The sequence below is a fragment of the Methylocaldum sp. genome (assembly GCF_035627495.1).
GTDB lineage: Bacteria > Pseudomonadota > Gammaproteobacteria > Methylococcales > Methylococcaceae > Methylocaldum.
Genome location: NZ_DASPLO010000224.1, coordinates 18271 through 42226, shown reverse-complemented (window position 1 = coordinate 42226; position 23956 = coordinate 18271). Strand labels below are relative to the sequence as shown.

Here is a 23956-nt window from a genome sequence, read left to right as displayed (position 1 = left end):
CTGCTGCCGGGGTTCGCCGCAATCGCCTTCATCGCCATCGCCCTTGGGGGTCTGGCTGTTCTGGTGGGGGGTGGGTCGTGAGCGAGTGGATCGAACACGACGGCAAGGGCTTGCCGGTGGCGCCAGAGACCAAGGTTCTCGTGCGGCTGCGGGGCGGAACAGAGACGGGCGATCCCGATCGTGCTGGCTGGTGGGACGACCCCGATCCCACCGACAGCAACTGGGTCGCGAACGCTGGCAGCCCCAGCTGCGACATCGTCGCCTACCGCATCGTCTCCCCTCCCCATGGTGAATCCAATGGACGGTAGTCTTGGTTCGTTCCGGCCTGCGGCCGTAACCCCTGTCGGCGCTGCCAGTGCTCGGCCTGCCCTCGTCGCTGATCACGAATGGATCCCCGACGACGAGCTGCCCGCCCTGCGCCTGCACTTCCTGAAGCGCGCGCGGCAGGTCCGCACCTACCAGCCCGCCTATGCCTCGGCCCTGTTCAGGGTCGCAACCGACTACGGCGCCATCGCTCGCGCCCGGAGGAACCCGTGAAACAGTCCGACAGCATCGCACCCGAGATCGCCATGGCGGCGGTGCGGGCCATTGGCGGCGACAAGCCGGAACGGACGCTGCGCCAGCACCCCGATTTCGCGTCTCGGTTCTGGTCGAAGGTGGAGTTCGAGCCGAACACCGGCTGCTGGCTCTGGTCTCGCTCTACCGACCGACACGGCTACGGGAACGTCAACGTGTTCGGTCGCTATCAACGCGCCCATCGCGTCGCCTACGCCCTCGCGCGCGGCCCCCTCCCCGACGTGCCCGGATATCACGGAGCGGTCGTGATGCACCGCTGCGACACGCCGCTCTGCTGCAACCCCGACCACCTGAGCGTCGGCACTCAGAAGGCCAACCTCCGAGAGATGGGGGCCAAGGGCCGGCAATGGAAAACTGTGGAGAAGAACCGTGCAACAGTCTGAAAGCATCATCGCTCTGGCGCCGGCCCTTGTCGCCGCGCTTGCCGAGGTTGGTGGTGTGCGCAAGGACGCGCGCAACCCCCATTTCAAGAACGACTACGCCTCGCTGGAGGCTGTGTCCGAGGCGACCCGCCCCATCCTCGCCAAGCACGGGCTCGGCGTCATCCAGGGGCCGGGCGACTTCGACGGCAAGGCGCTCTCCGTCACCACCCGCATCTTGCACACCAGCGGCGAGTGGATCGAGAGCGTGGTTCAGATCCCGCTCAGCAAGGCCGACGCCCAAGGCGCTGGCTCTGCCGTCACCTACGGCCGGCGCTACGCCCTGATGGCCATGCTCGGCGTGGCGCCCGTGGACGACGATGGCGAGGGGGCTGTGCAACGACACGCCCAGCCGACGCCCGCGCCCGTCCCGCTGGGCGGCGGCCGTGACACCGGCTGCGGAGAGCCCGGCGGCAAGGACTGGTGGGGCTGCTCCGGTCCCGGCCTCCCCGCCCGTCAGGCGGCTGCGCAGGGCCTGAACCTCAAGTTTGACGAGCTGCGCCACGCCTTCTCCGACGTGCCCACGACGCAGGGCTGGAAAGACCTGTGCCGCGAGAACAACGCCGCCATCGCGACCATGCCCAAGGCGTGGCGCACCATCCTTCGGGCCGAAGCCGACCTTCGCGCCGAAGAACTCGGAATCTCCAACGAAAAGGCCGCCGCATGACTACCTTCGTTAACAAGCCGGGCCTCGGCACGATCTTCCCGAACCGCGACAAGAAGGGCGATAACCACCCCGACATCAAGGGCTCGATCACCCTGAACGATGGCCAGGTCGTGAACTTCGCCGGGTGGCGCAAGGCCGACAAGAACGGCGGCACCTACTACTCGCTGAAGCAGGACAAGCCCCGCGGCGGCGACGCCATGGACGACTTTCGTCAGGGAGGTTCTGCGGGCGTGGCCGACAGCCGAGGTTCGCTGGACGACATCGGGGACGACATTCCGTTCATCTCGAACCGCAGCGTGTGGTGATGTCGGAGCGCCCGCCCATGCAGATGGTCCGGCGAGGGTCGTTCCTCGCGCCGGTCGCGCCGCTTGACAGTGACCAACTGTCGAAGCTGCCGGTCGGCAAGCCGCTCGCCGTCCGTGTGACGCGGGCGCGCTCGGTGCCGCAACTACGCCTCTACTGGTCCATGCTTGGACTGGTCGCGGAGAACCTGGACCAGCCCATCACCGACGACGACCTGCACGAGTGGGTCAAGGGCAAGCTGGGCTACGCCGCGCCGGTGAAGCAGCGCAACGGCGAGGTGGTCAACGTCACCCGGTCCATCGCCTTCGACAAGATGGATCAGCAGTCGTTCCAAGCCTTCTTCGACAAGGCCAAGGCGCTGCTCGTTGAGCACATCATCCCCGGCCTTGAGAGCGAGGCGCTGGAGCGTGAAGCCCGCGCCATGCTCGGGGAGGCTGCGTGATGTGCGCTCAGAACGCCGTGGTGTTCAGCGATACGGAAGAGAGGGCGGCGTGATGCGCATCCTTGACCTGTTCTGCTGCGCCGGGGGCGCCGGCATGGGCTACCACCAGGCCGGGTTCGAGGTCGTCGGCGTCGATCTTAACCCGCAACCCCGCTACCCGTTCGCCTTCATCCAGCACGACGCGCTGACGCTCGACATGCGGTTCCTGCGCTCGTTCGACGCGATCCATGCCTCGCCACCCTGTCAGGGCTACAGCGAAATGCGCCACGCGCCGGGGGCCGTTGGCGCACCCATGCTCATCGACGAGACGCGTGCGTTGCTGGAGGCAACCGGCCTTCCGTGGGTGATTGAGAACGTCGAGGGCGCCGCATGGGCGATGCGCGCTCCCATCACCCTGTGCGGCTCGATGTTCGGCTTGGGGGCGCAAGGCTGTCGCCTCCAACGTCACCGGCTGTTCGAGAGCAACGTGTCGCTGTCGGCCCCGCACTGCAACCACGACGACGCGCCCGTGATCGGCGTCTACGGCGGACACGCTCGGAAGCGCGCGGCCAAGGCCGGCGGCCGGGGCACCCGCGACGTTTGGGAGGGCGGACACAGGGCCGCGGCATCCGAGGCGCTGGGCATCGACTGGATGACGCTGGCGGAGATGAGCGAGGCCATCCCGCCCGCCTTCACCCGCCACATCGGCAAGCAGCTTCTCGCGCACACCTCACGTCAGGCGGTCGCCGCATGAGCCTCACCCCCTCCGAACGGGCCGAGTTCCAGCGCCTCCGGGCGAAGAAGAACGCCCCTGCACGGGAAGCCCGCAAGATAGCCCGCAAGGCCATCGGCAAGCAGCACCGGGGCCGGGAGCGGGACAACGGCTATCTCGCCTACCTGCGCCGTCAGCCGTGCGCGGCGCGGCATCTGGGTGGCTGTGCTGGCCCCATCGACCCCGCGCACATTCGCTACAACGACGGCCCCGACCGGCAGAACCCCGGCGGCGCGCGAAAAAATCACGACCACCACGCCAACCCGCTCTGCCGCGCGCACCACGACGAACAGCACCGAGGCTCCGAACGGGCCTTCTGGGACCGCGTGGGAAAGGACGCCTACGCGACCGCTGCCGAACACTACGCAGCGTACCGCGGAACAACCGCCCTGTCAGGGGCTGAAGCTATGGAAGGAGAAGGTCGTGGGTGAGTCCGCCGAATGGGCCATCGTTCGTGATGATCGCTGGATAGACCCGCGACACGCCGCCGTGCGCTTGGTTCGCACCACGGCCCACACGGCATTCTTTCAGGGGCGCCATGAGGAAAAGCGCACTCGACTCAAGAACGTCATGGCGCGCGGCATCACTGAGGCCGAAGCCAAGGCCGCGGCCGACGAGCTGAGAAGTTCGCGGGAACTGGCGGACCAGGAGCAGCGCGAGGCCGCGCAGCGACACGCCGACCGTGTGCTGGCGATTATGGAAAAGCTGAAGGAGCCGCGCGCATGACCATCCCCCTCTCAGAACAACAACAGGAAGCGCCTACGGGGGCTCATGGCGGCGAAGCCGACAGGAGCGAACCCAAAGCCGGGGGCGAGACACTACGGGAGAGGGTGGCGGAGACCCTGTGGAACCGACAGCGCGACCGACTGCGAGGCTTCCACGGCCGCCGCATCATGCCCAACTGGCGCGCCACAATGCCTGAGGAACGCGAGCCCTGCCTTGGGGACGCCGACGCCATCCTCGCCCTTCTCCCCCCTCCCGTACCAAGGAAAGTGGAAGAGGCGCTGACCGAGGCGAGGGTCTTGGCGGCCAAGCTTATCGAGGAATGCATCTGGCCTACATCAGCCGGGCGCGTCTTGGCCCAAGTCGATGCCGCCCTCTCCACCCTCTCCGCCCTCCGCCAGCCCTCTGCGCTGGACAACGCTAGGACGCCCGGCCATCCCGACGCCTATCTGAACGCCCTGCTCGATTACACGTCTGGCTTCTACGCCTCCGCCATCGCCCACGGCATGAAAGCGGGACCGGCGGCCGATGCTGTTCAGCACGTCGAGCGCGCAGCTCGTGGACTTCACGCCCTGGCTCTCGCCGCCCAGCCCTCTGCGCTGGACAGTGGTGATGGTGGGGAGGTGGGACGATGAGCGCCCCGCCGCTGATCTACGCGCCAGCGCCGTGCCCGCGCTGTGGGGCTGCGACGGCCGCCTTGGCGGAAACGCTTTGCCGCCCCTCACAGGACGAAACGGGCGAGTACGACTGCCCGGGCGGTGAGCCTGACAATCAGGGTCGGTTGCTTCAGCCGACACCGGAGAGCATCGCGGCGCTGGATCATTGGATCGACACCGATCCGACAGTGCAGCGTGAGATTGCCGCACATGATGCGTGGGCAGTCGCTGAAAACGCCCGCCTCTCCCTCGCCACCCCTTCCCCTACTCCTGCTGCGGGAGGGGACAATGGCTGACCTTCAAGGGATCAGGGAGCGGGCGGGATGGCTCGCCGTGTTCGCGGAAACGTCGTTCCAGTCCAAAGACGACAAGGACCGCATCCTTCAGTGCGCCGACCAAGACATCCCCGCCCTGCTGGAAGAGGTGGAGAGGCTGAGGGCTGAGCGCCTGAGCCGCTTCTACCGAACGCACCGTGTGAAGGGACATAGCCATTCGACGGCCTGCACGATATGGGGCGACGACGGACAAGGGACGACACGCGAGGGTTGGACTCAGCGCGCCAGTGGCGAAGGGTTGCCGTGCAATTGCGGAGCACTGGAGAACTACCAGCGCTCCCGAGCCGAAGCCGCAGAAGCCCAGGTATCCCGTCTAAGGGAGGGGTTGGAGGCGCTTGTCGGCGAGCCGAACGAGGGCGGCGAGATGGTGTGGTTCGACCACGAGTGGCAGCGATTCCGTGATGTCGCCCGCTCCCTTCTCTCCACCATGGAGCCGCGAAATCAAGAGTTTAGTCCGGTCGCTGGCGCTTCCCCGTCACTCGCCAATGAGCCTGCGACAGACCGAGAGGTGGGGGAATGAGCGACTATCGTTTCTGCCGCACCTGCGACACGTACCGTTGGCGCGGCCACACCTGCTATCCGATGTACGAGTGCCGCGCCTCCGACGCCATGGGCGGCGACGACGACCGCTGGACCCCCGTTAACGCCTACGACGAGGAGGCCGCCGCCGCGCGGTTCGTGGAGGAGTACGATGAGGGCGGCGATTATCCGTACCTGTCGGCCGGGTCTGGCGAGGTGCTGGTGCGCCGCGGCGACGAGCGCTGGTCCGTATTCATCGAGGCTGAGAGCCGCCCGCACTACAGCGCCCGCTCGATGCCCCAACCCATCACCCAGGAGGACAGCGCGTGAGTGAGAAGCTGGCCTATAACGTCCGCGAGGCCGCAGAGGCGGCAGGCGTCAGCGAGGCGACGGTCTGGCGCGCCCTGCAATCCGGCAAGCTCAAGAAGGTCAAGTGGGGCGGGCGCACGCTCATCCCTGCGGAGAGCCTTCGGGGGCTGCTGGGCGGTCCGGCGGCCGCGTGAAGTCCGCCCACGCCTGCATGAGCAGCCGGCGCTTCTCCAACGCATCGCCGCGCCGGTATGCCCGCTCCACGTCGTCGCCCACGGCGTGCGCCAGTGCGGCCTCCGCGACCTCGCGGGGATGGTCCGTGCAGTCGCCCGCCCAATCGCGGAACGAGGACCGGAACCCGTGAACCGTGTAGCCCGTCCCCTTCATCAGCTTGTCCATGGCGGCGTCGGACAGCTTGCCCTTGGGACCGGGGAACAGGAAGTCGTCGGGCTTGGGATGCAGGCGCACCAGATCCAGCACGGCGAGGCATTGCGGGGTCAGCGGGACGCGATGGTCCTTGAACGACTTCATGCGCGCCGCCGGGATCACCCACACCTCGCCCTGTATGTCGCCCCAGCGGGCGCTCAGCGTCATATCCTCCCGCGAGGCTGTCAGGATCGTCCATTCGAGCGCACGAGCCGAGAAGCCTTCGCGCGCCGTCAGGGACGCCATGAACGCCGGAACGCCCGCATAGGGCATCGCCGCCATGTGGCCGCGGGTGAGCTTGTCGCGCTTCGGGAGGATGTGCTGGAGGTGGCCGCGCCAGCGCGCCGGGTTCTCCCCCGTGCGGTATCCCTTGACGGCCGCCGCGTCGAGAACCTGTTCCAGCCGGTCGCGGAGCTTGCCCGCTGTCTCGGCCTTCGTCTTCCAGATCGGCTTGAGAACCTTCAGCACGGCTTCCGTGTCGATGCGGTCAACCGCTATCCCGCCGATGGCCTTGGCGTGCAGGGTGAAGGCCCGACGCCAGCCGCTGGCGGTGTTCTTGCCGCGCCACCCCGCCTCGCGCTCGGCGATGTAGGACTCGGCGAAGTCGGCAAGGGTCGGCACGCCCGCCTGCCGGGTGCGCGCGGCAATCGGGTCCACGCCCTGCGCCACCATCTTGCGGCAGCGTTCGGCGGCCTCGCGGGCCTCGGCGAGGGAGACGTTGAGCGCGGAGCCCAGCCCCATCTCCCGCCGCTTGCCGCGCCATTGAAAGTGGAAGCGCCAGCGTTTAGCCTGGTTCTCGTCCACGAACAGGTAGAGCCCCTGACCGTCGCTGTAGCGGCCGGGCTCTTTCAGGGTCTGGACCGTCCGAGCCGAGAGCTTGTTGACCTGCCGGGCCATCGTCCCACTTTCCGTCCCACTGGCGAACACGCTTTTGCGTGCAATCGCGTGAGGGAACGTGATAGGATTAGGCTGAGAAACCGGGGCCTGACAAGGGCTTCTTGCGGTCGTGTGAAGGTGGTTGAGGTTGGGGGTCGCACCCTACCCGCGGAGCCAGCTCTCTTTCTGAGAGCCTTGCTTGATAAGGGTTTCAGCCCTCCCCGCCCTCGCACGTCCCACACAACGTCCCACCACGGGGCAAGGAGACGGGTATGAGCGATCCAGAGAAGATGGCCGATCAGCTTGAGCGCATCGCTACGGCGAGGGAGGCGCAGAACCGGGATCTCGGCCGGACGGGCAACCAGTGGTCCCGGAAGCGCGAGATCGAATGGCGAGCCGCTCAAGTGATCCGAAAGCTCTTGCGTGGGCCTGAACCACCCCACACGCGGACGGGAGATGAGGCATGAGCGAGAAGCAGGCAAAGGGCAGCGCCCATGATGCCGATAGCCTTGAGGCACTAATCGAGCGCGCCCGCCACCACGTCATGACGCCCGCTGAGCGCCGGGACCAGATGGTCTCGTTCGTCTACGGGATGCTCGACAGCAAGGACACCCGGTCCAAGGACGACATCCGCGCCACGCTCGCCAAGCACTACGGTTGGGACTGAGCCATGCGCTCTGCCCTAGAGGCTGCTATCAAGGGGGGATGAGGAGAGAAGATGGCGGAGCAGAGTGATCGCGGTCTGGATCTGCCGCTCATAGCGGAAGCCCCCGCCATCAAGCGCTTGGCCGCAACGCTGGCCAGCCCTGAGCTGCGGGCGCTAGCCGAGGCCGAAGCGCTCCGGCTCCGGGACCGCAACAAGCCGCTCATCAGGGAGCTGCGGGCGAACAACCGTCGGCTCGAAGCGGCTACGAAGTTCCTCGCATGAACTGCTACTGCGGCCGGTCCTACGAGCATCTTTGATGGCCGACCGCATATCCTGGCTAGCCGAGGAAGACACCGACCTCGAATTCAAGTGCGCCAACTGCGAGAGGGTGGTGACGTTCTCTCCGGAAGAGGCCATCGAGAAGTTCGGGGGTGATACGCCTATCTCCGAAGTCCGGGCGCGAGGCGCAAGGTGCCGGCGCTGTGGATCTCGGGACGTGAGGATCGGGGCCAGCTTGCGGAGCTACTTCCGGAGGGGTGGGAAGTAGGGCTTGGCGGCGCGTATTGCAGCGCTCGACCGTGGCGCGTAGCCTCTCAACGGGCGGGAGAGCTGACGTGGCCGAGGCGGATGTTATTCTCAAGTTCGAGATCTATGATGGCCGCGTGCCTGACGCAGGCGGAGTAGCGCTCGCGCTGCTAGCCTGGATCGACCTCATGAAGGCCGGCGCCGACGCTCTCGACCCCGAGGCCGAGCTGCGAGTCGGGCTCGCGGGGGTGGCCGAAGGAAGCGACATCTTCAAGCTCTCCCTGCAACGGGTCGAGCGGGCGGCACAGCAGGTTGCTCATGGCGCGTCCCAATATCCGCTCGTCAGCAAGGCCGCCATCGCGCTGGCCGGCGTCATCGGCACGTCGGTTGTGACCGCGGCCGTCACCAACGCGCTGACGCCTGACCCTCGCATCCCGGAGGACCAGATGGCGGTGTTCAGAGCGAACAGGGACCTGCTAGCTGGCTCACAGGAATTGCAGCGCCAGCAGATGCGCTTCTACGGCATCCTGGATCGTGAGCCCGCCATAGAGAGCTTCGACGTGCAGCGGCCCGATGGGGCCACGCTCTACAGCATCCCCCGCGACCAGTTTGCGGAACGGAGCGGCGTGTGGGCCGACGAGGCGATGGAGGATGCGCCGGCTACCCGGCCGGTAGGCGGTACGTGGGACGTGGTTCTCATTCGAGCCACGATGGTGCCGGAGCCTCGGCGGTGGACATTCGCCCGAGACGGGCTTGAGTTCAGCGCCCGAATGGAGGATCGCCAATTCTTGGCCGCTCTGCGCGCGGGAACACTGCCCATTACCGTCGCGGAAGGCGTGCGGATGACCATCGAGGTCGCATATCGTGAGGAGTTTAACGGCAGCGCATGGCTCGCCGTACCCGGGAGCCACCGGGTGGTTCGGGTAGTGGACCCGTTACCCCCTGCCCCCGCCGTCCCGCTGTTTCCGACCCCCCGCACGCCATAGAAAGACCACGAGCGCTACGAGGACTGCCGTTGAGATGGCGATTGTCCATCCTGCGGACACGCGCGCAAAGCCGACGTGCGCCACTACGACGGCGATCATGACCAGCAGTCCAGCGAGCCAAGAGCGCTGATCTGCGCGCCGCTTATCGGGCTTGGACATGACCGGCTCCACGGTCGAAGAATCGCACGACGCTGCATACGAGACAAGCGGTCTAATGGTCGCGCTTGGGGGCCGTCATCCGTTAAACACCACGAACCAGCAGAACACGACCCCGGCGGCAAACCACGTCGCACGGCCCAGCCACCTACGCAGCGAGGGCACCGTAGCGCCTCCGCAGCAGGTGCATGTCGGTGAAGTTGAACTGCCGGACCACCCCGCCCCAGATGGTCAGGTCGCAGATGCCCGAGCGCCACGACGAGCCGCCCTTGCGCGCGTAACCCTCGATAAAGCCCGGCGGGAGAGCGGTCCCCGTGCTGTAGACGGTCGGCGCCCGAACCGGCCCGATCTTGTCGCCTACCGATATCGTAACGCGGTGATCATCGCCGCGGACAATATCGAAAAGGGAATCGTTGCTGGCCCGCTGACCGCCAGTCTTGCCGCCGTAGGGCTTGTCTGAAGCAGGCTGTAGCGGAGCGTGTATGAACCCGACGCCGCCGATGAACCGGAACTCGCCGTAGGGCGTGACGCGGAAGCCCCATTGGTTGAAGGCTTCGACAATGAGGTCACCGTAGTTGAGGCCGTCAGGGTGGAAATTGGAGTAGCGCCAAGCTCTCAGTTCGTGGTTCCCGAGAGTTTCATCGAGCTTGGGCTTGTGACCGGCAAGGCCCTGACGGAACGCGTGCTGAGACTCGTGGAAGCTCTCGCGATCCTGCTCGAACGTAGGCTTGGCGAGACCTTCGAACGTCGCTCGGTCGGTGTGTGACGAGAAGCTGTCCAGCGTCCACCAGTCTCCAATCTGGACGACATGGGGAATGCCATGCTCTGCGATGTACTGACCTAGCCACCTGAAGCGCGACTTGTCCCGAAGGTGCGGCGCATCGTGGGCGTCTCCGATCACGGCGATGCGGATGGGGTCGCCGTCGGGCTCGGGCTCGGCAAGGTGGTCGTGGAACGGGATCACCGGAGCGCCGGCCGGGCGATGCAGATACTGGCGCGGGCGGAACAGGGTGTAGTCCACGGCGAACCGCGGGTCTGTCCGGCCGCGAACACCCAGCTCGCGCAGCCAGCTCCAGCACGTCTTCTCGCTGCTGCCGAACTCCGCAGACAGGCGGGCGGCGGCCTCGGTGTGCGCGCCGTTGCCCCTTACGGGCAAGTCGGGAGGCGAAAAGCCCTGCCTCAGAAGGTCCTCGATGATCTCCTTGGCGCGGAACAGGCGTTCTTCAGGCAGGGGGCGGGCGGCCATTAACGGCAGCCCTCGTTCGCGGCCTTCAGCTCACGCTCACGGGCCATGCGCTGAAGCCGACCGGCTACCAAAAGCTGGGCCCTTCCGAACAGGTCAGGGGCTTGGCGAAGGGCCTCGTCGGTATCCGCATAAACCGGGTCGGGTCCGGGATCGACGGCGCACGGGACCGGGACGGGAACCTGCACCTCCCGCACCTCAATGCGCGGGGTCGAGGCGCACATGCCTGCCGTGAGAAGCGGCCATGCGAGGACGGCTGATAGTAGCAGTTTCGCCTTGCGGGGCAAGGGTTTCATGCTAGACTCCGGGAATGGAAGCGAACGTGGAGCCGGTCGATTTCGGCAGGGAAAAGCGCGAGGCGGCGCGGGCGTTTGCCCGCCTTCTCGGCATCGTGGAGACCCATGAGGCGGCGATCCGCGCCGATCCGGTCAAATACTGGAAGATCGCAGGCGAGGAGATTTCGCGCCTGCGGCTGCTGCTCGATGACGCCCGCGACAGCTTGCGTCCCACGTTCGACTTGTGGGGGCCGCCGTCACCGGCATACCTCCCTCCGGAGACGATCACCGTCATGAAGGACGAGTTGGAACGCTTGCGGGCGTGCGCTCGCATCATCGAGAAAGGCTACCGATAATCAGCGCATCGGCTGACGCGCACTGATCCGCCCCCGGCCTGACCTGAAGCACCCGCTGGGCATCCTGGCGAAGTCCATCGGCGGACCGGCGGGCGTCTGACAGGGCGGCGGCTGAAGCCTTCTGGCGCTTCTCCGCATCAGCCTTGAGGGCGGCCACGGCGGTGTTCTGGCGGCTCAACGCACCGTCGAGAACCGCGACGTTTGACCGGCACTGCTGAAGCTCGCCGAGCCTCTTTCCGGCCACGTCCCGCCACTTGTCCCGGTCTGCGCTCACCACCCACAGGGAGGCGAACAGCCCCAGCAGGACAGCCGCCACAGCGCCGAGGATGAAGCCGCCGAACTTCCCGGCGAGGATGCGGAGGATCACGCCCATATCGCCGCCCCTATGCAGACTCCGACCGCAACACCGGCCAGCGCAATGGCGAAGATCACGAAGCCGACAAAGGCGAGGACGCCCCGACCCACGTCGTTCCAGTCGTCGTGCCAGTTGCTCATCACAGGCCCACCAGCTCGAAATGCGGGCTGTCGGACTCGCCCCGCTCTCGCGACTTGCCGTCCGCGTCCCAGTCAGCGCCCCAGCGGATCTTCGCGCCCCGCTCGGCGGCAGCGGCGAACATGGCCTGCGCGATGGCGTCGAACTTCTTCAGGTCGTTCCAGTCGATCTTGCCGTCGATGTAGGGCGCCAGGTCCACGGCCAGCCCGTCGATGTGCTTGGACTTCAGGGTCCAGGTGACGACCCTCCCCGGCGCGGTGCGGCCTTGGGCGTAGAGCTGGGCTTGGCGGGCCTTGCTGCGGACGCCTTCGACCACGCACACCGGAAACGGCAGCTTGCCCGAGGCGGCGATCACCACGGCGACGAGCTGGGCGTTCACCCCTGCCAGCCGGTTGGCGTTGACGAGGTTCTTCACTCACCACCTCCTGCGGCATGGCGAGCCGCGTCTTCTGTAGGGGTTGGGGTCGGGCCGAAGCCGTAGGCGTCCAGCGGGTTGGACTTGAACAGGCTCGCCGCCTTGACCACGTTGACGATCTGCTCGGCCGTGGGGACGGTCCAGATGCAGAACAGCAGCAGCGAGAACACCGCCGCGACCGGCCACTGGTCCCCGCCCTGCTCCGCCGTCCGCCACCAGATGAAGGCGACCACGGGAGAGGCCAGCCAGGTCCAGACGAAGCGCCGGCCGTATCGGCTGGTGGGGAACTCGGGCAGGGTCATTTCGCCGGGGTCCGGCGGTTCGCCAGTTGGCGCATGATCGCCTCGAACCGCTCCTTCGTGTCCTTCTCGACGCGTTCGAGGGAGCTTCCGAAGTGCTTCAGTTCGTTGGCCAGCACGGCAAGGGCGGACTCGCTCACCTCGTGCTTGGCGATCTTGTCCTCCACGATCTGGAGGCGCTGTTCCTTCTTGCCCTCCTTGTGGGCGTAGACGATGGCGTGAAGGAGCACGCCGAGGATGGCGCACCCTGCAATGATCAATGAGATGTGTTCAGGCGTCATCGCTGGGCGTGCATCCTTCGATGCAGCCCGCCCGCTGCAACCCTAGGATAGCAAACGGTTCCGCCGTGTCGTGCCGCTTAGGTTCAGGGGAGCGTTAGCCGCGTCCCCGCTCTGCTGATCTTCGGGGGTTGACTCAGGACCGCAGATTCGTTCTCGCCTTGCGCTTCGCTGCGGATTCGACTAGATTGCCGATGTCCTTGGGGCGAAGATTCAGGCTTTCGCCAGACCTGTTCCCGTTAGGGTTCTAGCCCCAAGGGCCGCGCTTCGGAGCGCCGCTCGGTATTGCGTTCCATATCGAAAACCGCATCTCCTTCGCCGGAGTGTTTCCCTTGAGGTTTTTGTCGGGGAACCGCGCCGCGACGTAATCGGCCAGCTCGCGTTTCGGCCCTACGAGCTGTCGGTCGTTTCGTATCGCGGTGAACGCCCCGAGGGGCACATCCAGGAGCTGAAGCAGCAACTCCCGCTTCGAGTCCCGGGGTTCAATACTGTCGATGCAATCCGTGGCGGCCGCGTGGTGGTGGCTCCCCCACTGATGAAGGCTGTCGATCTGGTTTACCAGGGCCGCGGTGCAGTCGCCATTGTCCGGTCGGATCCGCAGCTTATAGCGCTGCCCGTAAAAGCGCAGGGCGCGGTGCAGCAGGAGCTGAAAGTGCATCTTGCTTGTCGTGTCTACGCGCCGCTTCGGGCCGCTAAGCCGGTGATCGTATTTGTCAAACGGCGCGAACCGGATGTGGAAGTGAAAGCGCCCTGTGGTGACCCCAGCGTGGAAATGATCCACGAACGCCTTGTGGGCGCTATCACGGCGCGACTTCACGGCATTCCACTTCGTCTCTGACGGCCCGCCCAGCTGCTTCTTGATATCCGCGAGTTCGTCAGTAACGGCTTGTAGCTCGTAGTCCGGAATAGCCAGGCCAGCAACCGCCATGAACTCGTCATCGACGTACGAGCTTTCATCGCAGAAGAAGTACACGAATTTTGCCGCAGGCTTTGCCATGGCGGACAACAAAGCCGAATCCACTCACGCGCACAAGTTTGCCGGACTCGCGCGCCAGTGGCCCGCCCGTCCTAACCGAGCTTCACCGCTGTGACGACCACGCCGCCGGGGACCAGCGAGCGGCGGACGACCTTGAAGCCGTCCAGCCCTTCTTCGTGCGGCAGCTTGGCGACCAGCACAGCATCCGCCGGAAGGTCCACCACATGATCCGCCGCGACGATGGTCTCAGGGCCGATCTCGCCGGGGAACAGTCCAACGTCCTTCGGGTCGATTTCCACGCCCCGACAGGCGAGGAACTGGTGCCGATCCCATTGGGCGTGTTCTTCGATGTGAGCGCGCAGGGTGTCCACCCGGCGATTATACCGCTGCGCCGACCGATGTCATATAGGTCTGATTGGCTCTGCTCAGCGCGAGATGTTCGGCGGGTGTCAAGACCCCGCCGATGACCGCGGCGCCCAGCGGCGTGGGCCGGAATTGGTCGGCCACGCCCGCGTTGTTGCGGCAACCGATGTAAATTTGGATGGCGACCAGCGCCGACCCCGGCGAGCTTGGCGAGGTCGTTCCAATCGAAACGCCGCGCTTGAACACCTCCCCGCCGGCGCCGTTACGCTGGTATACCGTCAACCCGCGGCTGTCCGTGACACCAGAGACCGACCCGCCGGACAGGGCGTGGTTATACATGCCCGCGGCGGCCGGCGTGGGGTTCGCATTGCGTGGGTTGAGGGCGATGTTGATGGTCGAAGACGAGTTCGCGCCGATGGCGGACGAACCCGCCGCCCCGAGGTCGGCCCGCTCATAGACCCCCACGAAGCCGGCGGTGCCCGTCGCCTGCGTGCAATCGGTCGAGGGCACGAACCCCGTGGCCAGGTAGTTGCTCGTCCCGTTGAAGGTGTAGCCCCGATCAGCGGTGAAGGCTGGGCTGTTCTGCTCCGTCGCAACCGTCGCCACGTCCTTCCAGTTCACCCGTGCGGCCTGCGCGTCATGCGCCGCCAGCACGAACAGTGCGTCCAGCTTCGACCACACGCCCGCAGCCTTCAGTTGGCTCACGAAGCGGCTGATCTGCTGCGCCCGCACCAGCGAGGGGGACACGTCGAACGCATCCATCACCGTCTGCGCATCGGCGTCTATCGGCATACGCGCCGGAACGCGGCTCCGCAGGGAAAGGCCAAGTCCGAGGCTCATCGGCGGAAGGCGATGATGTCGGTCGCCGTGGTCCCGGTGCTGAGCACCTTCGTGAACTCGATGCCGACCGTCTCGCCCGCCAGAAGGTCTGGAATGATGAGGTCCTGACCATCGGCGCAGGTCAGGGCGACATCGCCCGCCCCGCCCACACGGAAGCCGATTCCGGCGTTGGCGTCAGCGTCGGACGGAGTGACGGCGTAACCGCCTCGGGGAAGGAAAGCGTGCGGGTAGCTCATGGCATCCTCTTGAGGACGCAGCCCGCCCGCTGCATACTGGTTGTAGCATGGATGAAAAACGGATCATCGACGTTAAGTTCAGGGACGTGTCCACGACGCCCTGGTGGCGGAACTGGCACTGGGACTGGCGGCCGATGGCCGGCGCGACGATCATCGCGCTCATCGGTCTTCTTCGTCATTTCGCAGAGAAATAGCCGCCGCTCCCGCCGCCGGTAGCGGTCGCAGCGGGCGCTTCATCTTCGACGGCGGCGCGTCGATGCTGCGGATGACCGCCGAGCCCTTCACCTGCTGCGTGAGCCCCCGGATCATCGAGTCGATGAACGGCAGGTTCTTCAAGGCCGCCGGAACCAGCTTCAGCATCGCCACGGCCGAGTTGGACGAGTTGTCGCCCCCCTTCACTGGGGAGGTGATGCGCGCGGCTATCCGCACGAAGTTGGTGATCTGCGACTGTTCCGCCGGGGTGTAGAGCGTGCGGGCAAGGTTCGGGTCGTCGCGCAGGAAGTCCTCCCACGCCTTCTGGATCTTCACGCCTGACAGCTGGCGCGTGCCGGACTCCACCCCGCCGTCGCCGGGGCGCATGAGGCGCTTGAAATGCTCGCCGCGCAGGGCGTTCCAGTCCTCGGGGCTGTCCAGCAGCACCCGAAGCCGTTGAAGGTCGCGGTTGAGGTTCGGGCGGCTATGGGGAGCCCCCTTGCCGAAGATCGCGCGGCCAGCTTCCTCCGGGTCCACCTTGAGCGCGCGCCGCTCGCCGCCGCGCGCAACCCGCTCGGTCAGCGTCTCTACGAGGTCGTCGCCCTCGAACAGCTCGCCGAGCTTGCGGCGGTTCTTGATCGCGCCGCGCCAGCCCGCGATGGACGCCTCGTCGCCCTGCAACAGGCCGCTCTCCAGCGCCTCGTCAATGTAGCCGTCCAGCGCCTTCTTCGCCGCCCGCGCGGCGGCCGCTTCGACCGTATCGGAGCTTTGGGTAAGCTGGTTGAGCTGCGCCCGCGCGTCGAACACCTCGCGCACGCGCACCGGGTTCACGGTGTCGTCGAACCGCTGCACCGCCCGCTGCACCCGCGGAACGCCCTGAAGGTCGAAGTCCATCAGCCCTTCGTGAAGGCGCTGGCCGATCACGGGAGCCTGGTCGGCCGGAAGCGCCACGCCGGTATCCGCCTCCCGCGCTGACTTGTAGCTCGCAGACACCCACTGTTCGCCTCGGTCGCGCATCGCTGTCAGGCGCTCGGCGGCCGGGGTGGCGCCCGCCCCCAACTCCCGCGCCTTGCCCCCGGCGAGGTTGTCGGCGATGACATCCACATTCTCTCGCAGGGCCTGCTGCTGTCGCGCCACCTGCCCCTGCATCACGGCCGCCGGTCGCTCGCCGTAGGCGCCGCGCAGGGCCATGTTCTCTTCAAGCTGGTGCGTCGGGTTCTGCGTCATATCCCCCCGGCGCATCGGCACCGGAACGGGGGTGTCGGAGGACGCGACGAAGGCCGCCACCTCGTCGGGCGTGCGTCCGCTTTCGATCAGCCGGATAGCGTTCTGGCGCGCAGCCGAGGACAGTCCGGCGGGGTCCAGCCCCTGCCCGCGCATCGACTCGTCCAGCGCCTGCTGCGGGTTGCGCACCCGCGCGCCGCCGCCCCGTGCGCCCGCAAGGCCGCCGCCGACGATAGCGGCCCCGGTGCGCGCCCACGGCTCCAACGGCGTGCCTTCGGTCGCCTGTCCCGCCGCCTCCGAGGCGAGGCCCGGCAGGACAACCGAAAGCGTGCGAGCGACCGCTCCACCCGGCATCAGGGCGTTGGGCGCGAACTCGGCCGTGGTCTTGGCGTACTTGCCGGCTACGGTCTTGGGGTCGTAGTCCAGCCCGAGATCACGGTAGGTGTCGCCCAGTCCCGTGTTGCCGAGTTCCGTTTCCGCGCTCTGCGCCCTGCGCCACGACTCCACGGGGTTGAGGTTGGACAGACCGAGCGAGTCGCCGGTCATGGCGAATGCCTTGCCGAGCCCCGCCGGGACCGCCCGCATGGCGTCCACCAGCATCCCCTGCGCGCTGTCGGCGTCGATCTCCTCCACCTGCATGGGGTCGTGCGGCTCGGGCACGAGGTTCTGGAACTGGCGCACCTCCTCGTCGGAGAGCTCGCGGCGGAAGTCCTGCGCGGGCGGGCGCACCCACACGCCGGGCGCCACGCCCAAGTCGCCGCCCTGCACCTCCCCGCGCTTGGCAGGCCCCGCGGTGTAGGTCTCCCCGTTCACGCGCAGGTCCTCGCCCTCGGACAGGCCGAGTTCCTTCAGCAGTTCGTCGTCAGACAGTTCCCTCGGCATCACTTCACCGCCTGCCAGCCGCTACCGGTCCAGCGGAAGTTCCTGCCCTTGATGTTGTACACCTTGCCCTTCACGCGGCTCTGCACGGGCGGGAGTTCGAGCGGGGCGTCCTGCGCGCCCTTCGCCCGAGACGGGGCGAGGACCTGGGGCTTGGCGGGCGGCCCGTATTCGGCGTCGTAGGCCCGGCGCGAGGCCCCGTAGAGCGCGCGCATGGCGTCGTCGCGGGCCTGCGCCTTCTGCCACAGCACGTCCGGCCCATCCTCGAAGCGGGGGATGAACATGTCCATGTACTGGGCCATTTCGGTGTCGGTCACGGCCGCGCCGGTATCCTTGCGCAGGATGGGCGCGAGCCATTCCTTGGCCGCCTGAATGAACATGCGGTCGTTGTCGCTGCGGGCCATGATGCGCAGCACGCCGTTCTTGTCGGTGTTGAACAGCGTCTCGGTCGGGGTGGAGGGCTTGAACACGCCGTTGCGGGCGAGGTCGTTCATGCGCTCGTTGGCCCCGAACACCCGATAGGTGAGCATGGCCCCGTTGCGCTCGCCGTCCGTGTAGGGCCGGTCCGTGCCGCCGAGCGCGTCCACCTTGCCGTCCGGACTGATCTGCCACGGGCGCTTGGGGTCCAGACCGCGCAGCTTGGCCTCGGCTTCCGAGAGGGTGCGCCACTGCTCCGCAGGACCGCCCTCCGCCAGTACGCGCGCACCGCTTTGCGCCTGCGGCTGGCCCTGCTGCGGGCGCTCGCCGTTCTCGAACTCCCGCATGGCTTGGCGCACCCGACGCGCCACCTGCGGGTCCGACAGGTTGAGCGGATCGTTGAGCCCGACGCCGACCCGCTGCGCCACATAGGCCGCGTAGTTGTCCGTCGCCGCGCCATTCTCGCGCTTGGGAGCCCAACGCCCCACGATCTTGGCGGGCGTGTTGAAGCCGCGCTGGCCGTAGGACGCCAGCAACCGGTCGGCGGCGGACTCGCCATGCTCCATCGTCTCGAACCGAGCGAACCGACCCTCCCCCGGCTCGGGTCCAAGGTAGCCTGGCAGGCTGCGCGCGAACGGGCCGTCCTCGATGTTGCCGGGGTTGTTGTTGCGGAGCCCGCGAGGTTGCCCGCCAGCCGCCGGGGCCGGCGTGGGCGGGGCCTCCACGAGGCGCTCACGTGGCGACAGGGATTCCCGGCGGCGGTCGGCGTCCTGCGACAGTTCCTCGAACGTCGGAGCGCGGGGCGCGCTGTAGCGCACGTCCAGCCCGCCGTCCGGGGTCACGTTGGCGACGCCGAAGCGGTCGTCCACCTTCTCCACCAGCGGGGCGGTGTTGAAGGCCTCCGTGTCCGGGTTGTAGACGCTGCGGCCCACGGTGCGGGTTTCCAGCCCTGTGGAGCGGGACTTGGCCCACGCCTCGGGATCGGCGAGGAAGATCAGCTTCTCGCGGCCCTCCAGCCCCAGCCGGTCGGCCTCCTGCATCATCAGGGCGCGCTGTTCCGCCTCCGCCCGCTCCTTGTCGGTCTTCTGGCGCATCAGGGCGCGCTGCTGCTGCATCTGCTCATAGGCCAGCGCGCGATTGCCGCCGTCGTCAATGTCCTGGATCTCCCGCCCGAACCGACCCAGCCGATCAACGAAGTTCATGCCGTTGGCGTCGGGCGTGGTCGCCTTCTGGCGCAGGCGCGACAGGAAACCGCCGATGCCCCCGCCGCCCTCCTGCTGGGGGGTCAGCAGGGATTCGTAGCTGACGCCCGGCGCATCCTGAATGGGCGGCATGGGCGGGGCAGCGCCCGCCGCCATCAGCCGCGCCGGGTCCTGCGGGTTGAACATCCCCGCGAGGCTGGCGAGGTATTGCGAGATCACCGGTTGAAGCCCCGGTTCTGGAACCAGCTATCGCGCTGGCCCATCTGAGCCGCGCGGTTGCCGAGGCCGTCGATCTGGCCCGCGAAGTCCGCCCGCGACCGCTGGCCGCCGAAGTCGGAGAACTGGCCCTGCCGGTGCGGCTGGCCCGGACCGCGGCCGCCGAGCGCATCGCCCCAGCCGTAGCCGCCCCAGCGGGGGAGGCCGGCGAAGCCGCTCATGGTGGAGCCGCCCATGCCCGGAGGCATCGGGGACACCTCGGGTGTCATCGTCTGCGGGCGCACCGGGTTGACGATGGCCGGGTCCAGCCCGCCCATGACGCCGGTCTGCTGCTGTTTGCCGAAGAGCTGGGGGTTGTTCAGGGTCTGGAAGATCACAGCGCGGCCTCATTGACAGTCAGGTAGCCGAGGACAGAGCCAACGGCGTGGGGGTCGGTCTGCTGAAGCTCCTGGGCGATGTAGCCCTCATGCTTCGGCGTGTTGTTCTCCCAGCGGTAGCGCCAGCGGACCCGGCGGCGGACGCCGTTCGCTCCCCGCTCCAAGCGCACCGTCTCCACGTCCTTCTTCAGGCGGCGGTCGGAGAACAGCCCCGCGACAGACGCCGCCGTTCCCGCCACCTGGCCGATGGTCTCCAGCACGGAGGGTGACTGACGCGTGGTCGTCGTGCCCTTCTGATTGGACCCGGTGAACATCGGCAGGTTGGCGTAGCCGTAGAGTTGCCCGATGGCCTGAAGCTTGGACCAGTCCGCCGTGCGCATGGCCGCGTCGATCTCGCGCTGCACGTTGCCGAGGTCGCCTTGCAGCGCCACATCGCCCCGCGCATTGGCCGCTTCGGAGTTGGCGACGTTGTTCAGGCCCGACGCCGCCGAAAGCTGGCGGTTGGCGTAGGCGTCACGCGCCTGAAGGTTCAGGCCCTCGGTCGTGTTGAGCGCGCCGGTGTTGAACAGGCCGGTCTGCTGGCGCCGGTCCGCGTCGGAGCCCGCCAGCCCCATCGCCTCGCGGTAGGCCTGCGCCCGAAGCTGGGCCTCCGTGGATGCGCGGTTCTGCCCCTGCTCCCCGGCAAGCATGGCCTGGGTAATGGCCGAGCGAGAGCCGCCGAACGCCCCGGTACGGGCGCGCTCCGCCTCCATCGCCGCCATCTGGCGCGCGGCGTCCTGGTCGAAGCCCTGAAGGGTGGTGTCGACCACGCTGTCCGTGAACGGGTTGGCGTACTGCTCCCACCCGTTGTCGAGGATGCCGGCGGCGGTCGCCTGATGGGTCTGGCCGATCTGGTTCGCACCAGCCCCCGCGACGTTGTTGTAGATGCCCGCCGCGCTGTTCAGGTTGCCCTGCCACGCGCCGAGGTTGGCCGCGCCTTCGAACGCCTGGTTCTGGAGATCCGACGCGGGCGCGACGAAATCCTGCGCGTTCGTCCCCATCATGCCCGAAACAGCCGAGGTGTAATCCTGCATGGGCTGTTGCACCCACCCCGGAACGACCGGGGTAGTGGTCATGTTGGTCTTGGTCTTGGTCTTCTTGTCACCCACTAGAGCGGCCTTTCGTAGGTCACGAACGAGGCCGCCCAGCCGTTCGTCTTGAGGACTCTACCCCATCCCGCGCGGCCTTCAATAGTCGCGCGGCTGCAACCCATGCTTCTTCCGAAGGCTGCAACGCCATCCTGAAGCTGTAACAGCTCTTTCAGGTCCCCGCCGCCCAGCCAGACCTCCAGCGTGTCGCCGATCACCCGCGTGACCATGGCCGCCGATTCCCCCGGCCACAGTTGCGCATGGCCGCTGGCGACCTGTCGGGACAGTTCTTCCCACGGGGTCGCCTCCAGCACGGGCTCCAGGAACGGCCTGCACCGCTCAAGCTGCTCCAGCACGGGGCTGGTCTTGCGGGGGACGGGCGTGAGTTCGGCGAGGGGGGCGGGTTCGGTCATCGGCGTCCTGCGGGCTGCACGTCGAAGGCCGGCTTTCCGAGCCTCCAGAACGTAGGGGATGAGTTGGACGAAAAGCGCACACGCGCGATCTTGCCGGTGGCGCGGAAGTCCACCTTCTCCTTGCCGGGCGTGCAGATGTAGGGGCCGTGTTCCGTCTCCGGCCCCTGCGGGTACATGCGGGTGATGACGGTGACGGACACCGAGCCCTGCTGGTCCTTGAAGTCCGGCCACAGGCCCCGCAGGAACACCAGTTCGTCTTCCGAGATGGACTGGTCGGCCGTCTCGACCGAGGCCGAGAACACGCCCCCGTCCGCGCTGTTGCCGCGCTCGTGCCAGTAGATGTTGCCGTCGTAGTCCACGCCCACGGGATGGGGGGCCGGTCCGGCGTCGGTCATGGCCGTGCGCACCATCTGGCCTCGCGACCACGCCCCGTCGATGGTGTTGACGCGGACGTAGCGGGAGCACTCCACCCCGTCGCGCTCGTCCGGGTAGTCCCAGCGCACTTCCTGGTAGGTGGAGAGCGATGAGGCGTACACCTTGTCCTTCTGCGCTGCCGTGAGGTTGTCGCGCACCTCGGCCCCGATAGGGCAGATCATGGGCGTGGGCGCGCCTCCGACCGAACAGGTGTAGAACTGGCCGTCCGGCGCCATCCAGTAGGCCGTGTGCCCGATGACGACCGCCGCGTTCGGCCCGATCAGGCCGCAGTTGTAGCCCACCTGGTCGAACTGGAACGTCTGGCCCGGATCGCCGAGGAACTGCGCCACATGCAGGCCGTTGTCGGTCCAGATGAAGATCTGATGCCCGATCACCTTGGCCGAGATGATACGCCCGCCCCCGGACAGGATTTCCTCGCCCGCGTTGTTCGTGGCCGAGGTGGTCCAGTCGGTGTAGTCCTCCAGATCGCACCAGCGGATGCACAGGGGGTTGTAGTCGCCAGACACCTCCTCGTTGACGCCGAAGCCCATGACCTGCCGCTGCGGGGTGACGATCATGTAGTCGAAGTGGTCGGGAGCCTGGGTGATCTCGGTCGCCACCTCGGCCGTGTCGTTCTCCCACACGTAGAGCTTGCCGCCGCGAGGGGAGGCCAGCAGGTTCTCACCCCACGTCGCCAGCGCCCACGAGCGCGGGTAGTAGTCCACGACCGAGGGCTCGCCGTACTCCCCGGTGGAGTAGGTCCCCGTGCCGTAGCCCACGCCCCCCGTGGCGTCGATCTCGCCGTCAGAGAGCCCGGCGGGGGTGATCACGGCCAGTTCGCCGCCGTACCAGACTTCCAGCGAGGCGTGGGTGCCGAAGCCGATGTTCACAACCCCGTCGTTGTCGGTCCAGATCAGGACGCCGCGACAGACGCCGGAGAGCGCCGTGGTGCTGATGCGTTCCCACCCGCCGTCCGTCTGCGGCTGCTCGCGCCAGAACCGCACGTTGTCGGAGTCGTAGTAGCGACCGGCCGCCGTGGAGGTCGTGTCGTCCCCGATCAGGCCGGGCGGGAGCTGAAGGGGCGTTCTCATGTGGCGGTGAGGGAATAGCTGAAGGAGGCGATGGCGGTTTCGCCGGTGACGGTATCGGTGACGGTGACCTGCGCCGTGCCCTCGCTGGTGCTGCCGGAGGTCAGGAACTCGCGCAGGGTGCTGGGATTGTTGACGCCGCCGCCGGTGAACGCCGCGCCCCCGGTCAGCACATCCCACAGGTAGGTGTAGGAGCCGGAGCCGCCCGAGATGACGGCCTCCACCTCGACGCTGACGAAGCCGCCGCCCGCCGTGGCCTCGGCCGGGTCGGGCGTGACCGTGACGGAGAGGCCGGTGACAACCTTCCATGTCCCGCCCACGTTGATGGAGATCGACTCCACCGTCTTCCACGAGCCGCCGACGTTGACCTTCGTCTCGGTCACGTCCTTCCACGTCCCGCCTATGTTCAGGTGCGTGGTCATGCGGTGTACTTGAACCAGATGTCGCCCGACGAGCCGCCCGAGGCCGACGAGGTGGAGAAGGTCACCTTGCCCGAGGCGTAGGAAGACGAGCCGTTGTAGAGGAAGTGCCCGCCCGAGCCCTTGCTGACCGCACCCGAGAAGGTGGCCGTCCCGCTCGCCTGAAGCGCGGCGAAGGCCTGCGTGGCGCCCCAGGTGTTGACCGTGCTCAGCAGGGGGACGTTCGCGCCCGACGTGCCGGTGTTCTTCGTCGCCGCCGTGCCCAGTCCGAGGTTGCTCCGGGCCGTGGTCGTGTTGGTCAGTTCGGACAGGTTGTTCGTCGCCGCCATGGCCGCAGCCCACGATGCGGACGTGCCGTTGGTGGTCAGGAAGTAACCCGCGTTGCCCTCCTGCCCCGGCAGGTTGCCAGAGGCGGCCGAGAGCGCGAGGTTGTCCGCATAGGCCTTGGTGCAGGCGTCAGCGTCCGCCGTGGGCGTGCCGACGTTGGTCAGCTTGTCCCCGCCAAGGTCGGTGTACTTCGCCAGCAGGCAGTCGGTGCCGTCCGAGATCACCCAGCGAACCTCGCCGGTCTTCACCGTGGCATTGGTGGAGCCGCCCGTGGTGATGATCACGTCGCCGGAGGACGCGTTGCGGACGAGATAGACCTTCTCCACGGCCGGGATCGTCACCGTGCCGCCCGTGCCCGAGGACACGTTCAGACACCGCGCCCGGCTTTCGTCCGACGCGTAGTTGGTGGAGGTGAGCGTTTTCGTGCCGGACAGCGCGAAGCTGGTCCAGCCGTCGAGCGAGGCGTCGATCAGGTCGAACACCGTGTTCAGCTTGGGAGCGCCCCAGGTGTTGAGGTTCTCCCCTGCGGCCTGCTTTTCGAAGCGGTTTCTGGTCGTGGCGGATGAGGGCAT

At 67.4% G+C, this 23956-nt stretch carries 40 protein-coding genes; 20 read left to right on the top strand and 20 right to left on the bottom strand.

All coding sequences use genetic code 11. From position 1 onward, the window contains the following. Positions 1-77: 77 nt before the first annotated feature. The 13 genes from VEB01_RS22900 (at position 78) to VEB01_RS22840 (ending at position 5894) form a co-directional block, all read left to right on the top strand. Positions 78-308: a hypothetical protein gene (locus VEB01_RS22900; RefSeq protein ID WP_324879615.1), complete on the top strand. Its 231-nt coding sequence runs from the start codon at positions 78-80 to the stop codon at positions 306-308. Further along, positions 298-537 carry a hypothetical protein gene (locus VEB01_RS22895; protein WP_324879613.1) on the top strand — a complete coding sequence of 80 codons (240 nt, stop codon included), beginning with the start codon at positions 298-300 and terminating at the stop codon, positions 535-537. The genes VEB01_RS22900 and VEB01_RS22895 overlap by 11 nt, the downstream gene beginning before the upstream one ends. Beyond that, positions 534-959 (top strand): HNH endonuclease signature motif containing protein, encoded by a 426-nt coding sequence (locus VEB01_RS22890; protein ID WP_324879611.1) that lies wholly within the window; start codon positions 534-536, stop codon positions 957-959. The genes VEB01_RS22895 and VEB01_RS22890 overlap by 4 nt, the downstream gene beginning before the upstream one ends. Then, positions 946-1662 carry an ERF family protein gene (locus VEB01_RS22885; RefSeq protein WP_324879609.1) on the top strand — a complete coding sequence of 239 codons (717 nt, stop codon included), beginning with the start codon at positions 946-948 and terminating at the stop codon, positions 1660-1662. Before VEB01_RS22890 ends, VEB01_RS22885 begins: the two co-directional genes overlap by 14 nt. Beyond that, positions 1659-1967 carry a hypothetical protein gene (locus VEB01_RS22880; RefSeq protein ID WP_324879608.1) on the top strand — a complete coding sequence of 103 codons (309 nt, stop codon included), beginning with the start codon at positions 1659-1661 and terminating at the stop codon, positions 1965-1967. The genes VEB01_RS22885 and VEB01_RS22880 overlap by 4 nt, the downstream gene beginning before the upstream one ends. 17 nt (positions 1968-1984) lie before the next feature. Beyond that, the gene (locus VEB01_RS22875; protein WP_324879607.1) at positions 1985-2407 is read left to right on the top strand and encodes a hypothetical protein; all 423 of its coding nucleotides are present in this window, start codon (positions 1985-1987) and stop codon (positions 2405-2407) included. A 52-nt stretch (positions 2408-2459) separates the two neighbouring features. Then, complete coding sequence (locus tag VEB01_RS22870; RefSeq protein WP_324879619.1) at positions 2460-3140, top strand: DNA cytosine methyltransferase; 681 nt, start codon at positions 2460-2462, stop codon at positions 3138-3140. Further along, positions 3137-3589: a hypothetical protein gene (locus VEB01_RS22865; RefSeq protein WP_324879605.1), complete on the top strand. Its 453-nt coding sequence runs from the start codon at positions 3137-3139 to the stop codon at positions 3587-3589. Before VEB01_RS22870 ends, VEB01_RS22865 begins: the two co-directional genes overlap by 4 nt. After that, entirely contained in the window at positions 3582-3884 is a 303-nt protein-coding gene (locus VEB01_RS22860; RefSeq protein WP_324879603.1) for a hypothetical protein, read from the top strand. Before VEB01_RS22865 ends, VEB01_RS22860 begins: the two co-directional genes overlap by 8 nt. Positions 3885-4072: 188 nt before the next feature. Beyond that, on the top strand, positions 4073-4516 hold the full coding sequence (locus tag VEB01_RS22855) for a hypothetical protein (protein WP_324879601.1): 444 nt from the start codon (positions 4073-4075) through the stop codon (positions 4514-4516). 309 nt (positions 4517-4825) lie between these two features. Further along, positions 4826-5392 carry a hypothetical protein gene (locus tag VEB01_RS22850; RefSeq protein ID WP_324879599.1) on the top strand — a complete coding sequence of 189 codons (567 nt, stop codon included), beginning with the start codon at positions 4826-4828 and terminating at the stop codon, positions 5390-5392. Further along, complete coding sequence (locus VEB01_RS22845) at positions 5389-5721, top strand: hypothetical protein (protein WP_324879598.1); 333 nt, start codon at positions 5389-5391, stop codon at positions 5719-5721. Before VEB01_RS22850 ends, VEB01_RS22845 begins: the two co-directional genes overlap by 4 nt. Beyond that, entirely contained in the window at positions 5718-5894 is a 177-nt protein-coding gene (locus VEB01_RS22840; RefSeq protein WP_324879595.1) for a helix-turn-helix domain-containing protein, read from the top strand. The genes VEB01_RS22845 and VEB01_RS22840 overlap by 4 nt, the downstream gene beginning before the upstream one ends. Here VEB01_RS22840 and VEB01_RS22835 read toward each other — a convergent pair. Then, positions 5842-7023: a tyrosine-type recombinase/integrase gene (locus VEB01_RS22835; protein WP_324879593.1), complete on the bottom strand. Its 1182-nt coding sequence runs from the start codon at positions 7021-7023 to the stop codon at positions 5842-5844. The two genes, VEB01_RS22840 and VEB01_RS22835, sit on opposite strands and share 53 nt — an antisense overlap. A 251-nt stretch (positions 7024-7274) precedes the next feature. On the opposite strand from VEB01_RS22835, the gene VEB01_RS22830 reads away from it, so the two are divergent. The 5 genes from VEB01_RS22830 (at position 7275) to VEB01_RS22810 (ending at position 9159) form a co-directional block, all read left to right on the top strand. Then, positions 7275-7469 carry a hypothetical protein gene (locus tag VEB01_RS22830; protein WP_324879591.1) on the top strand — a complete coding sequence of 65 codons (195 nt, stop codon included), beginning with the start codon at positions 7275-7277 and terminating at the stop codon, positions 7467-7469. Continuing rightward, positions 7466-7669 carry a hypothetical protein gene (locus VEB01_RS22825; RefSeq protein ID WP_324879590.1) on the top strand — a complete coding sequence of 68 codons (204 nt, stop codon included), beginning with the start codon at positions 7466-7468 and terminating at the stop codon, positions 7667-7669. Before VEB01_RS22830 ends, VEB01_RS22825 begins: the two co-directional genes overlap by 4 nt. Before the next feature lie 51 nt (positions 7670-7720). Further along, positions 7721-7930, top strand: a complete 210-nt coding sequence (locus VEB01_RS22820) for a hypothetical protein (RefSeq protein WP_324879587.1) — start codon at positions 7721-7723, stop codon at positions 7928-7930. A gap of 34 nt (positions 7931-7964) precedes the next feature. Then, positions 7965-8195 (top strand): hypothetical protein, encoded by a 231-nt coding sequence (locus VEB01_RS22815; protein WP_324879585.1) that lies wholly within the window; start codon positions 7965-7967, stop codon positions 8193-8195. Between the two features lie 67 nt (positions 8196-8262). Then, positions 8263-9159, top strand: coding sequence for a hypothetical protein (locus VEB01_RS22810; RefSeq protein WP_324879583.1), 897 nt, complete (start codon positions 8263-8265; stop codon positions 9157-9159). A gap of 304 nt (positions 9160-9463) precedes the next feature. Here VEB01_RS22810 and VEB01_RS22805 read toward each other — a convergent pair whose 3' ends face one another. Both VEB01_RS22805 and VEB01_RS22800 read right to left on the bottom strand, forming a co-directional pair. Next, positions 9464-10561 (bottom strand): hypothetical protein, encoded by a 1098-nt coding sequence (locus VEB01_RS22805; protein ID WP_324879581.1) that lies wholly within the window; start codon positions 10559-10561, stop codon positions 9464-9466. Next, the gene (locus tag VEB01_RS22800; protein ID WP_324879579.1) at positions 10561-10854 is read right to left on the bottom strand and encodes a hypothetical protein; all 294 of its coding nucleotides are present in this window, start codon (positions 10852-10854) and stop codon (positions 10561-10563) included. Before VEB01_RS22800 ends, VEB01_RS22805 begins: the two co-directional genes overlap by 1 nt. A gap of 14 nt (positions 10855-10868) precedes the next feature. Here VEB01_RS22800 and VEB01_RS22795 point away from each other — a divergent pair, with 14 nt between their 5' ends. Further along, complete coding sequence (locus VEB01_RS22795) at positions 10869-11189, top strand: hypothetical protein (RefSeq protein ID WP_324879577.1); 321 nt, start codon at positions 10869-10871, stop codon at positions 11187-11189. Here VEB01_RS22795 and VEB01_RS22790 read toward each other — a convergent pair. The 9 genes from VEB01_RS22790 to VEB01_RS22750 form a co-directional block, all read right to left on the bottom strand. Next, on the bottom strand, positions 11167-11562 hold the full coding sequence (locus VEB01_RS22790; protein ID WP_324879576.1) for a hypothetical protein: 396 nt from the start codon (positions 11560-11562) through the stop codon (positions 11167-11169). The genes VEB01_RS22795 and VEB01_RS22790 overlap by 23 nt on opposite strands. Further along, positions 11553-11684 carry a hypothetical protein gene (locus tag VEB01_RS22785; protein ID WP_324879575.1) on the bottom strand — a complete coding sequence of 44 codons (132 nt, stop codon included), beginning with the start codon at positions 11682-11684 and terminating at the stop codon, positions 11553-11555. Before VEB01_RS22785 ends, VEB01_RS22790 begins: the two co-directional genes overlap by 10 nt. Beyond that, positions 11684-12097 carry a M15 family metallopeptidase gene (locus VEB01_RS22780; RefSeq protein WP_324879573.1) on the bottom strand — a complete coding sequence of 138 codons (414 nt, stop codon included), beginning with the start codon at positions 12095-12097 and terminating at the stop codon, positions 11684-11686. Before VEB01_RS22780 ends, VEB01_RS22785 begins: the two co-directional genes overlap by 1 nt. Then, positions 12094-12399, bottom strand: coding sequence for a hypothetical protein (locus VEB01_RS22775; RefSeq protein WP_324879571.1), 306 nt, complete (start codon positions 12397-12399; stop codon positions 12094-12096). Before VEB01_RS22775 ends, VEB01_RS22780 begins: the two co-directional genes overlap by 4 nt. Continuing rightward, the gene (locus tag VEB01_RS22770) at positions 12396-12677 is read right to left on the bottom strand and encodes a hypothetical protein (RefSeq protein ID WP_324879569.1); all 282 of its coding nucleotides are present in this window, start codon (positions 12675-12677) and stop codon (positions 12396-12398) included. Before VEB01_RS22770 ends, VEB01_RS22775 begins: the two co-directional genes overlap by 4 nt. A 244-nt stretch (positions 12678-12921) precedes the next feature. Beyond that, entirely contained in the window at positions 12922-13671 is a 750-nt protein-coding gene (locus VEB01_RS22765) for a DUF3800 domain-containing protein (RefSeq protein ID WP_324879617.1), read from the bottom strand. Positions 13672-13742: 71 nt separating this feature from the next. Then, the gene (locus VEB01_RS22760; RefSeq protein WP_324879567.1) at positions 13743-14021 is read right to left on the bottom strand and encodes a hypothetical protein; all 279 of its coding nucleotides are present in this window, start codon (positions 14019-14021) and stop codon (positions 13743-13745) included. 7 nt (positions 14022-14028) lie between these two features. Then, on the bottom strand, positions 14029-14805 hold the full coding sequence (locus tag VEB01_RS22755; protein ID WP_324879565.1) for a hypothetical protein: 777 nt from the start codon (positions 14803-14805) through the stop codon (positions 14029-14031). A 44-nt stretch (positions 14806-14849) separates the two neighbouring features. Next, positions 14850-15089, bottom strand: a complete 240-nt coding sequence (locus tag VEB01_RS22750; protein WP_324879563.1) for a spike base protein, RCAP_Rcc01079 family — start codon at positions 15087-15089, stop codon at positions 14850-14852. Between the two features lie 47 nt (positions 15090-15136). Between VEB01_RS22750 and VEB01_RS22745 the strand changes: the two genes are divergently transcribed. Beyond that, entirely contained in the window at positions 15137-15283 is a 147-nt protein-coding gene (locus tag VEB01_RS22745) for a hypothetical protein (protein WP_324879561.1), read from the top strand. On the opposite strand, the gene VEB01_RS22740 is transcribed toward VEB01_RS22745, so the two are convergent. The 8 genes from VEB01_RS22740 to VEB01_RS22705 are packed head-to-tail and all read right to left on the bottom strand — an operon-like array spanning position 15249 to position 23956. Further along, positions 15249-17387 carry a hypothetical protein gene (locus tag VEB01_RS22740; RefSeq protein WP_324879559.1) on the bottom strand — a complete coding sequence of 713 codons (2139 nt, stop codon included), beginning with the start codon at positions 17385-17387 and terminating at the stop codon, positions 15249-15251. The genes VEB01_RS22745 and VEB01_RS22740 overlap by 35 nt on opposite strands. Continuing rightward, positions 17387-19222: a hypothetical protein gene (locus VEB01_RS22735; protein WP_324879557.1), complete on the bottom strand. Its 1836-nt coding sequence runs from the start codon at positions 19220-19222 to the stop codon at positions 17387-17389. The genes VEB01_RS22740 and VEB01_RS22735 overlap by 1 nt, the downstream gene beginning before the upstream one ends. Then, positions 19219-19596 (bottom strand): hypothetical protein, encoded by a 378-nt coding sequence (locus VEB01_RS22730; RefSeq protein ID WP_324879555.1) that lies wholly within the window; start codon positions 19594-19596, stop codon positions 19219-19221. The genes VEB01_RS22735 and VEB01_RS22730 overlap by 4 nt, the downstream gene beginning before the upstream one ends. Beyond that, positions 19593-20744, bottom strand: coding sequence for a tail fiber domain-containing protein (locus VEB01_RS22725; protein WP_324879553.1), 1152 nt, complete (start codon positions 20742-20744; stop codon positions 19593-19595). The genes VEB01_RS22730 and VEB01_RS22725 overlap by 4 nt, the downstream gene beginning before the upstream one ends. After that, a complete protein-coding gene (locus tag VEB01_RS22720; protein WP_324879551.1) occupies positions 20744-21136 on the bottom strand; it encodes a hypothetical protein in 393 nt (130 codons plus the stop codon). The genes VEB01_RS22725 and VEB01_RS22720 overlap by 1 nt, the downstream gene beginning before the upstream one ends. Then, the gene (locus tag VEB01_RS22715; RefSeq protein ID WP_324879549.1) at positions 21133-22641 is read right to left on the bottom strand and encodes a hypothetical protein; all 1509 of its coding nucleotides are present in this window, start codon (positions 22639-22641) and stop codon (positions 21133-21135) included. Before VEB01_RS22715 ends, VEB01_RS22720 begins: the two co-directional genes overlap by 4 nt. After that, positions 22638-23060: a hypothetical protein gene (locus tag VEB01_RS22710; RefSeq protein WP_324879547.1), complete on the bottom strand. Its 423-nt coding sequence runs from the start codon at positions 23058-23060 to the stop codon at positions 22638-22640. Before VEB01_RS22710 ends, VEB01_RS22715 begins: the two co-directional genes overlap by 4 nt. After that, positions 23057-23956 carry a hypothetical protein gene (locus tag VEB01_RS22705; RefSeq protein WP_324879545.1) on the bottom strand — a complete coding sequence of 300 codons (900 nt, stop codon included), beginning with the start codon at positions 23954-23956 and terminating at the stop codon, positions 23057-23059. Before VEB01_RS22705 ends, VEB01_RS22710 begins: the two co-directional genes overlap by 4 nt.

What these genes read in the sequence shown, in the direction of transcription:
- VEB01_RS22790 (WP_324879576.1), bottom strand. Translation starts at nt 11,562, where the DNA reads ATGGGCGTGATCCTCCGCATCCTCGCCGGGAAGTTCGGCGGCTTCATC.
- VEB01_RS22805 (WP_324879581.1), bottom strand. Translation starts at nt 10,561, where the DNA reads ATGGCCGCCCGCCCCCTGCCTGAAGAACGCCTGTTCCGCGCCAAGGAG.
- VEB01_RS22830 (WP_324879591.1), top strand. Translation starts at nt 7,275, where the DNA reads ATGAGCGATCCAGAGAAGATGGCCGATCAGCTTGAGCGCATCGCTACG.
- VEB01_RS22705 (WP_324879545.1), bottom strand. Translation starts at nt 23,956, where the DNA reads ATGCCCTCATCCGCCACGACCAGAAACCGCTTCGAAAAGCAGGCCGCA.
- VEB01_RS22755 (WP_324879565.1), bottom strand. Translation starts at nt 14,805, where the DNA reads ATGCCGATAGACGCCGATGCGCAGACGGTGATGGATGCGTTCGACGTG.
- VEB01_RS22800 (WP_324879579.1), bottom strand. Translation starts at nt 10,854, where the DNA reads ATGAAACCCTTGCCCCGCAAGGCGAAACTGCTACTATCAGCCGTCCTC.
- VEB01_RS22820 (WP_324879587.1), top strand. Translation starts at nt 7,721, where the DNA reads ATGGCGGAGCAGAGTGATCGCGGTCTGGATCTGCCGCTCATAGCGGAA.
- VEB01_RS22770 (WP_324879569.1), bottom strand. Translation starts at nt 12,677, where the DNA reads ATGACGCCTGAACACATCTCATTGATCATTGCAGGGTGCGCCATCCTC.
- VEB01_RS22745 (WP_324879561.1), top strand. Translation starts at nt 15,137, where the DNA reads ATGGATGAAAAACGGATCATCGACGTTAAGTTCAGGGACGTGTCCACG.
- VEB01_RS22710 (WP_324879547.1), bottom strand. Translation starts at nt 23,060, where the DNA reads ATGACCACGCACCTGAACATAGGCGGGACGTGGAAGGACGTGACCGAG.
- VEB01_RS22845 (WP_324879598.1), top strand. Translation starts at nt 5,389, where the DNA reads ATGAGCGACTATCGTTTCTGCCGCACCTGCGACACGTACCGTTGGCGC.
- VEB01_RS22895 (WP_324879613.1), top strand. Translation starts at nt 298, where the DNA reads ATGGACGGTAGTCTTGGTTCGTTCCGGCCTGCGGCCGTAACCCCTGTC.
- VEB01_RS22795 (WP_324879577.1), top strand. Translation starts at nt 10,869, where the DNA reads ATGGAAGCGAACGTGGAGCCGGTCGATTTCGGCAGGGAAAAGCGCGAG.
- VEB01_RS22740 (WP_324879559.1), bottom strand. Translation starts at nt 17,387, where the DNA reads ATGCCGAGGGAACTGTCTGACGACGAACTGCTGAAGGAACTCGGCCTG.
- VEB01_RS22870 (WP_324879619.1), top strand. Translation starts at nt 2,460, where the DNA reads ATGCGCATCCTTGACCTGTTCTGCTGCGCCGGGGGCGCCGGCATGGGC.
- VEB01_RS22750 (WP_324879563.1), bottom strand. Translation starts at nt 15,089, where the DNA reads ATGAGCTACCCGCACGCTTTCCTTCCCCGAGGCGGTTACGCCGTCACT.
- VEB01_RS22865 (WP_324879605.1), top strand. Translation starts at nt 3,137, where the DNA reads ATGAGCCTCACCCCCTCCGAACGGGCCGAGTTCCAGCGCCTCCGGGCG.
- VEB01_RS22850 (WP_324879599.1), top strand. Translation starts at nt 4,826, where the DNA reads ATGGCTGACCTTCAAGGGATCAGGGAGCGGGCGGGATGGCTCGCCGTG.
- VEB01_RS22720 (WP_324879551.1), bottom strand. Translation starts at nt 21,136, where the DNA reads ATGACCGAACCCGCCCCCCTCGCCGAACTCACGCCCGTCCCCCGCAAG.
- VEB01_RS22775 (WP_324879571.1), bottom strand. Translation starts at nt 12,399, where the DNA reads ATGACCCTGCCCGAGTTCCCCACCAGCCGATACGGCCGGCGCTTCGTC.
- VEB01_RS22855 (WP_324879601.1), top strand. Translation starts at nt 4,073, where the DNA reads ATGCCTGAGGAACGCGAGCCCTGCCTTGGGGACGCCGACGCCATCCTC.
- VEB01_RS22765 (WP_324879617.1), bottom strand. Translation starts at nt 13,671, where the DNA reads ATGGCAAAGCCTGCGGCAAAATTCGTGTACTTCTTCTGCGATGAAAGC.
- VEB01_RS22785 (WP_324879575.1), bottom strand. Translation starts at nt 11,684, where the DNA reads ATGAGCAACTGGCACGACGACTGGAACGACGTGGGTCGGGGCGTCCTC.
- VEB01_RS22835 (WP_324879593.1), bottom strand. Translation starts at nt 7,023, where the DNA reads ATGGCCCGGCAGGTCAACAAGCTCTCGGCTCGGACGGTCCAGACCCTG.
- VEB01_RS22715 (WP_324879549.1), bottom strand. Translation starts at nt 22,641, where the DNA reads ATGAGAACGCCCCTTCAGCTCCCGCCCGGCCTGATCGGGGACGACACG.
- VEB01_RS22875 (WP_324879607.1), top strand. Translation starts at nt 1,985, where the DNA reads ATGCAGATGGTCCGGCGAGGGTCGTTCCTCGCGCCGGTCGCGCCGCTT.
- VEB01_RS22825 (WP_324879590.1), top strand. Translation starts at nt 7,466, where the DNA reads ATGAGCGAGAAGCAGGCAAAGGGCAGCGCCCATGATGCCGATAGCCTT.
- VEB01_RS22815 (WP_324879585.1), top strand. Translation starts at nt 7,965, where the DNA reads ATGGCCGACCGCATATCCTGGCTAGCCGAGGAAGACACCGACCTCGAA.
- VEB01_RS22880 (WP_324879608.1), top strand. Translation starts at nt 1,659, where the DNA reads ATGACTACCTTCGTTAACAAGCCGGGCCTCGGCACGATCTTCCCGAAC.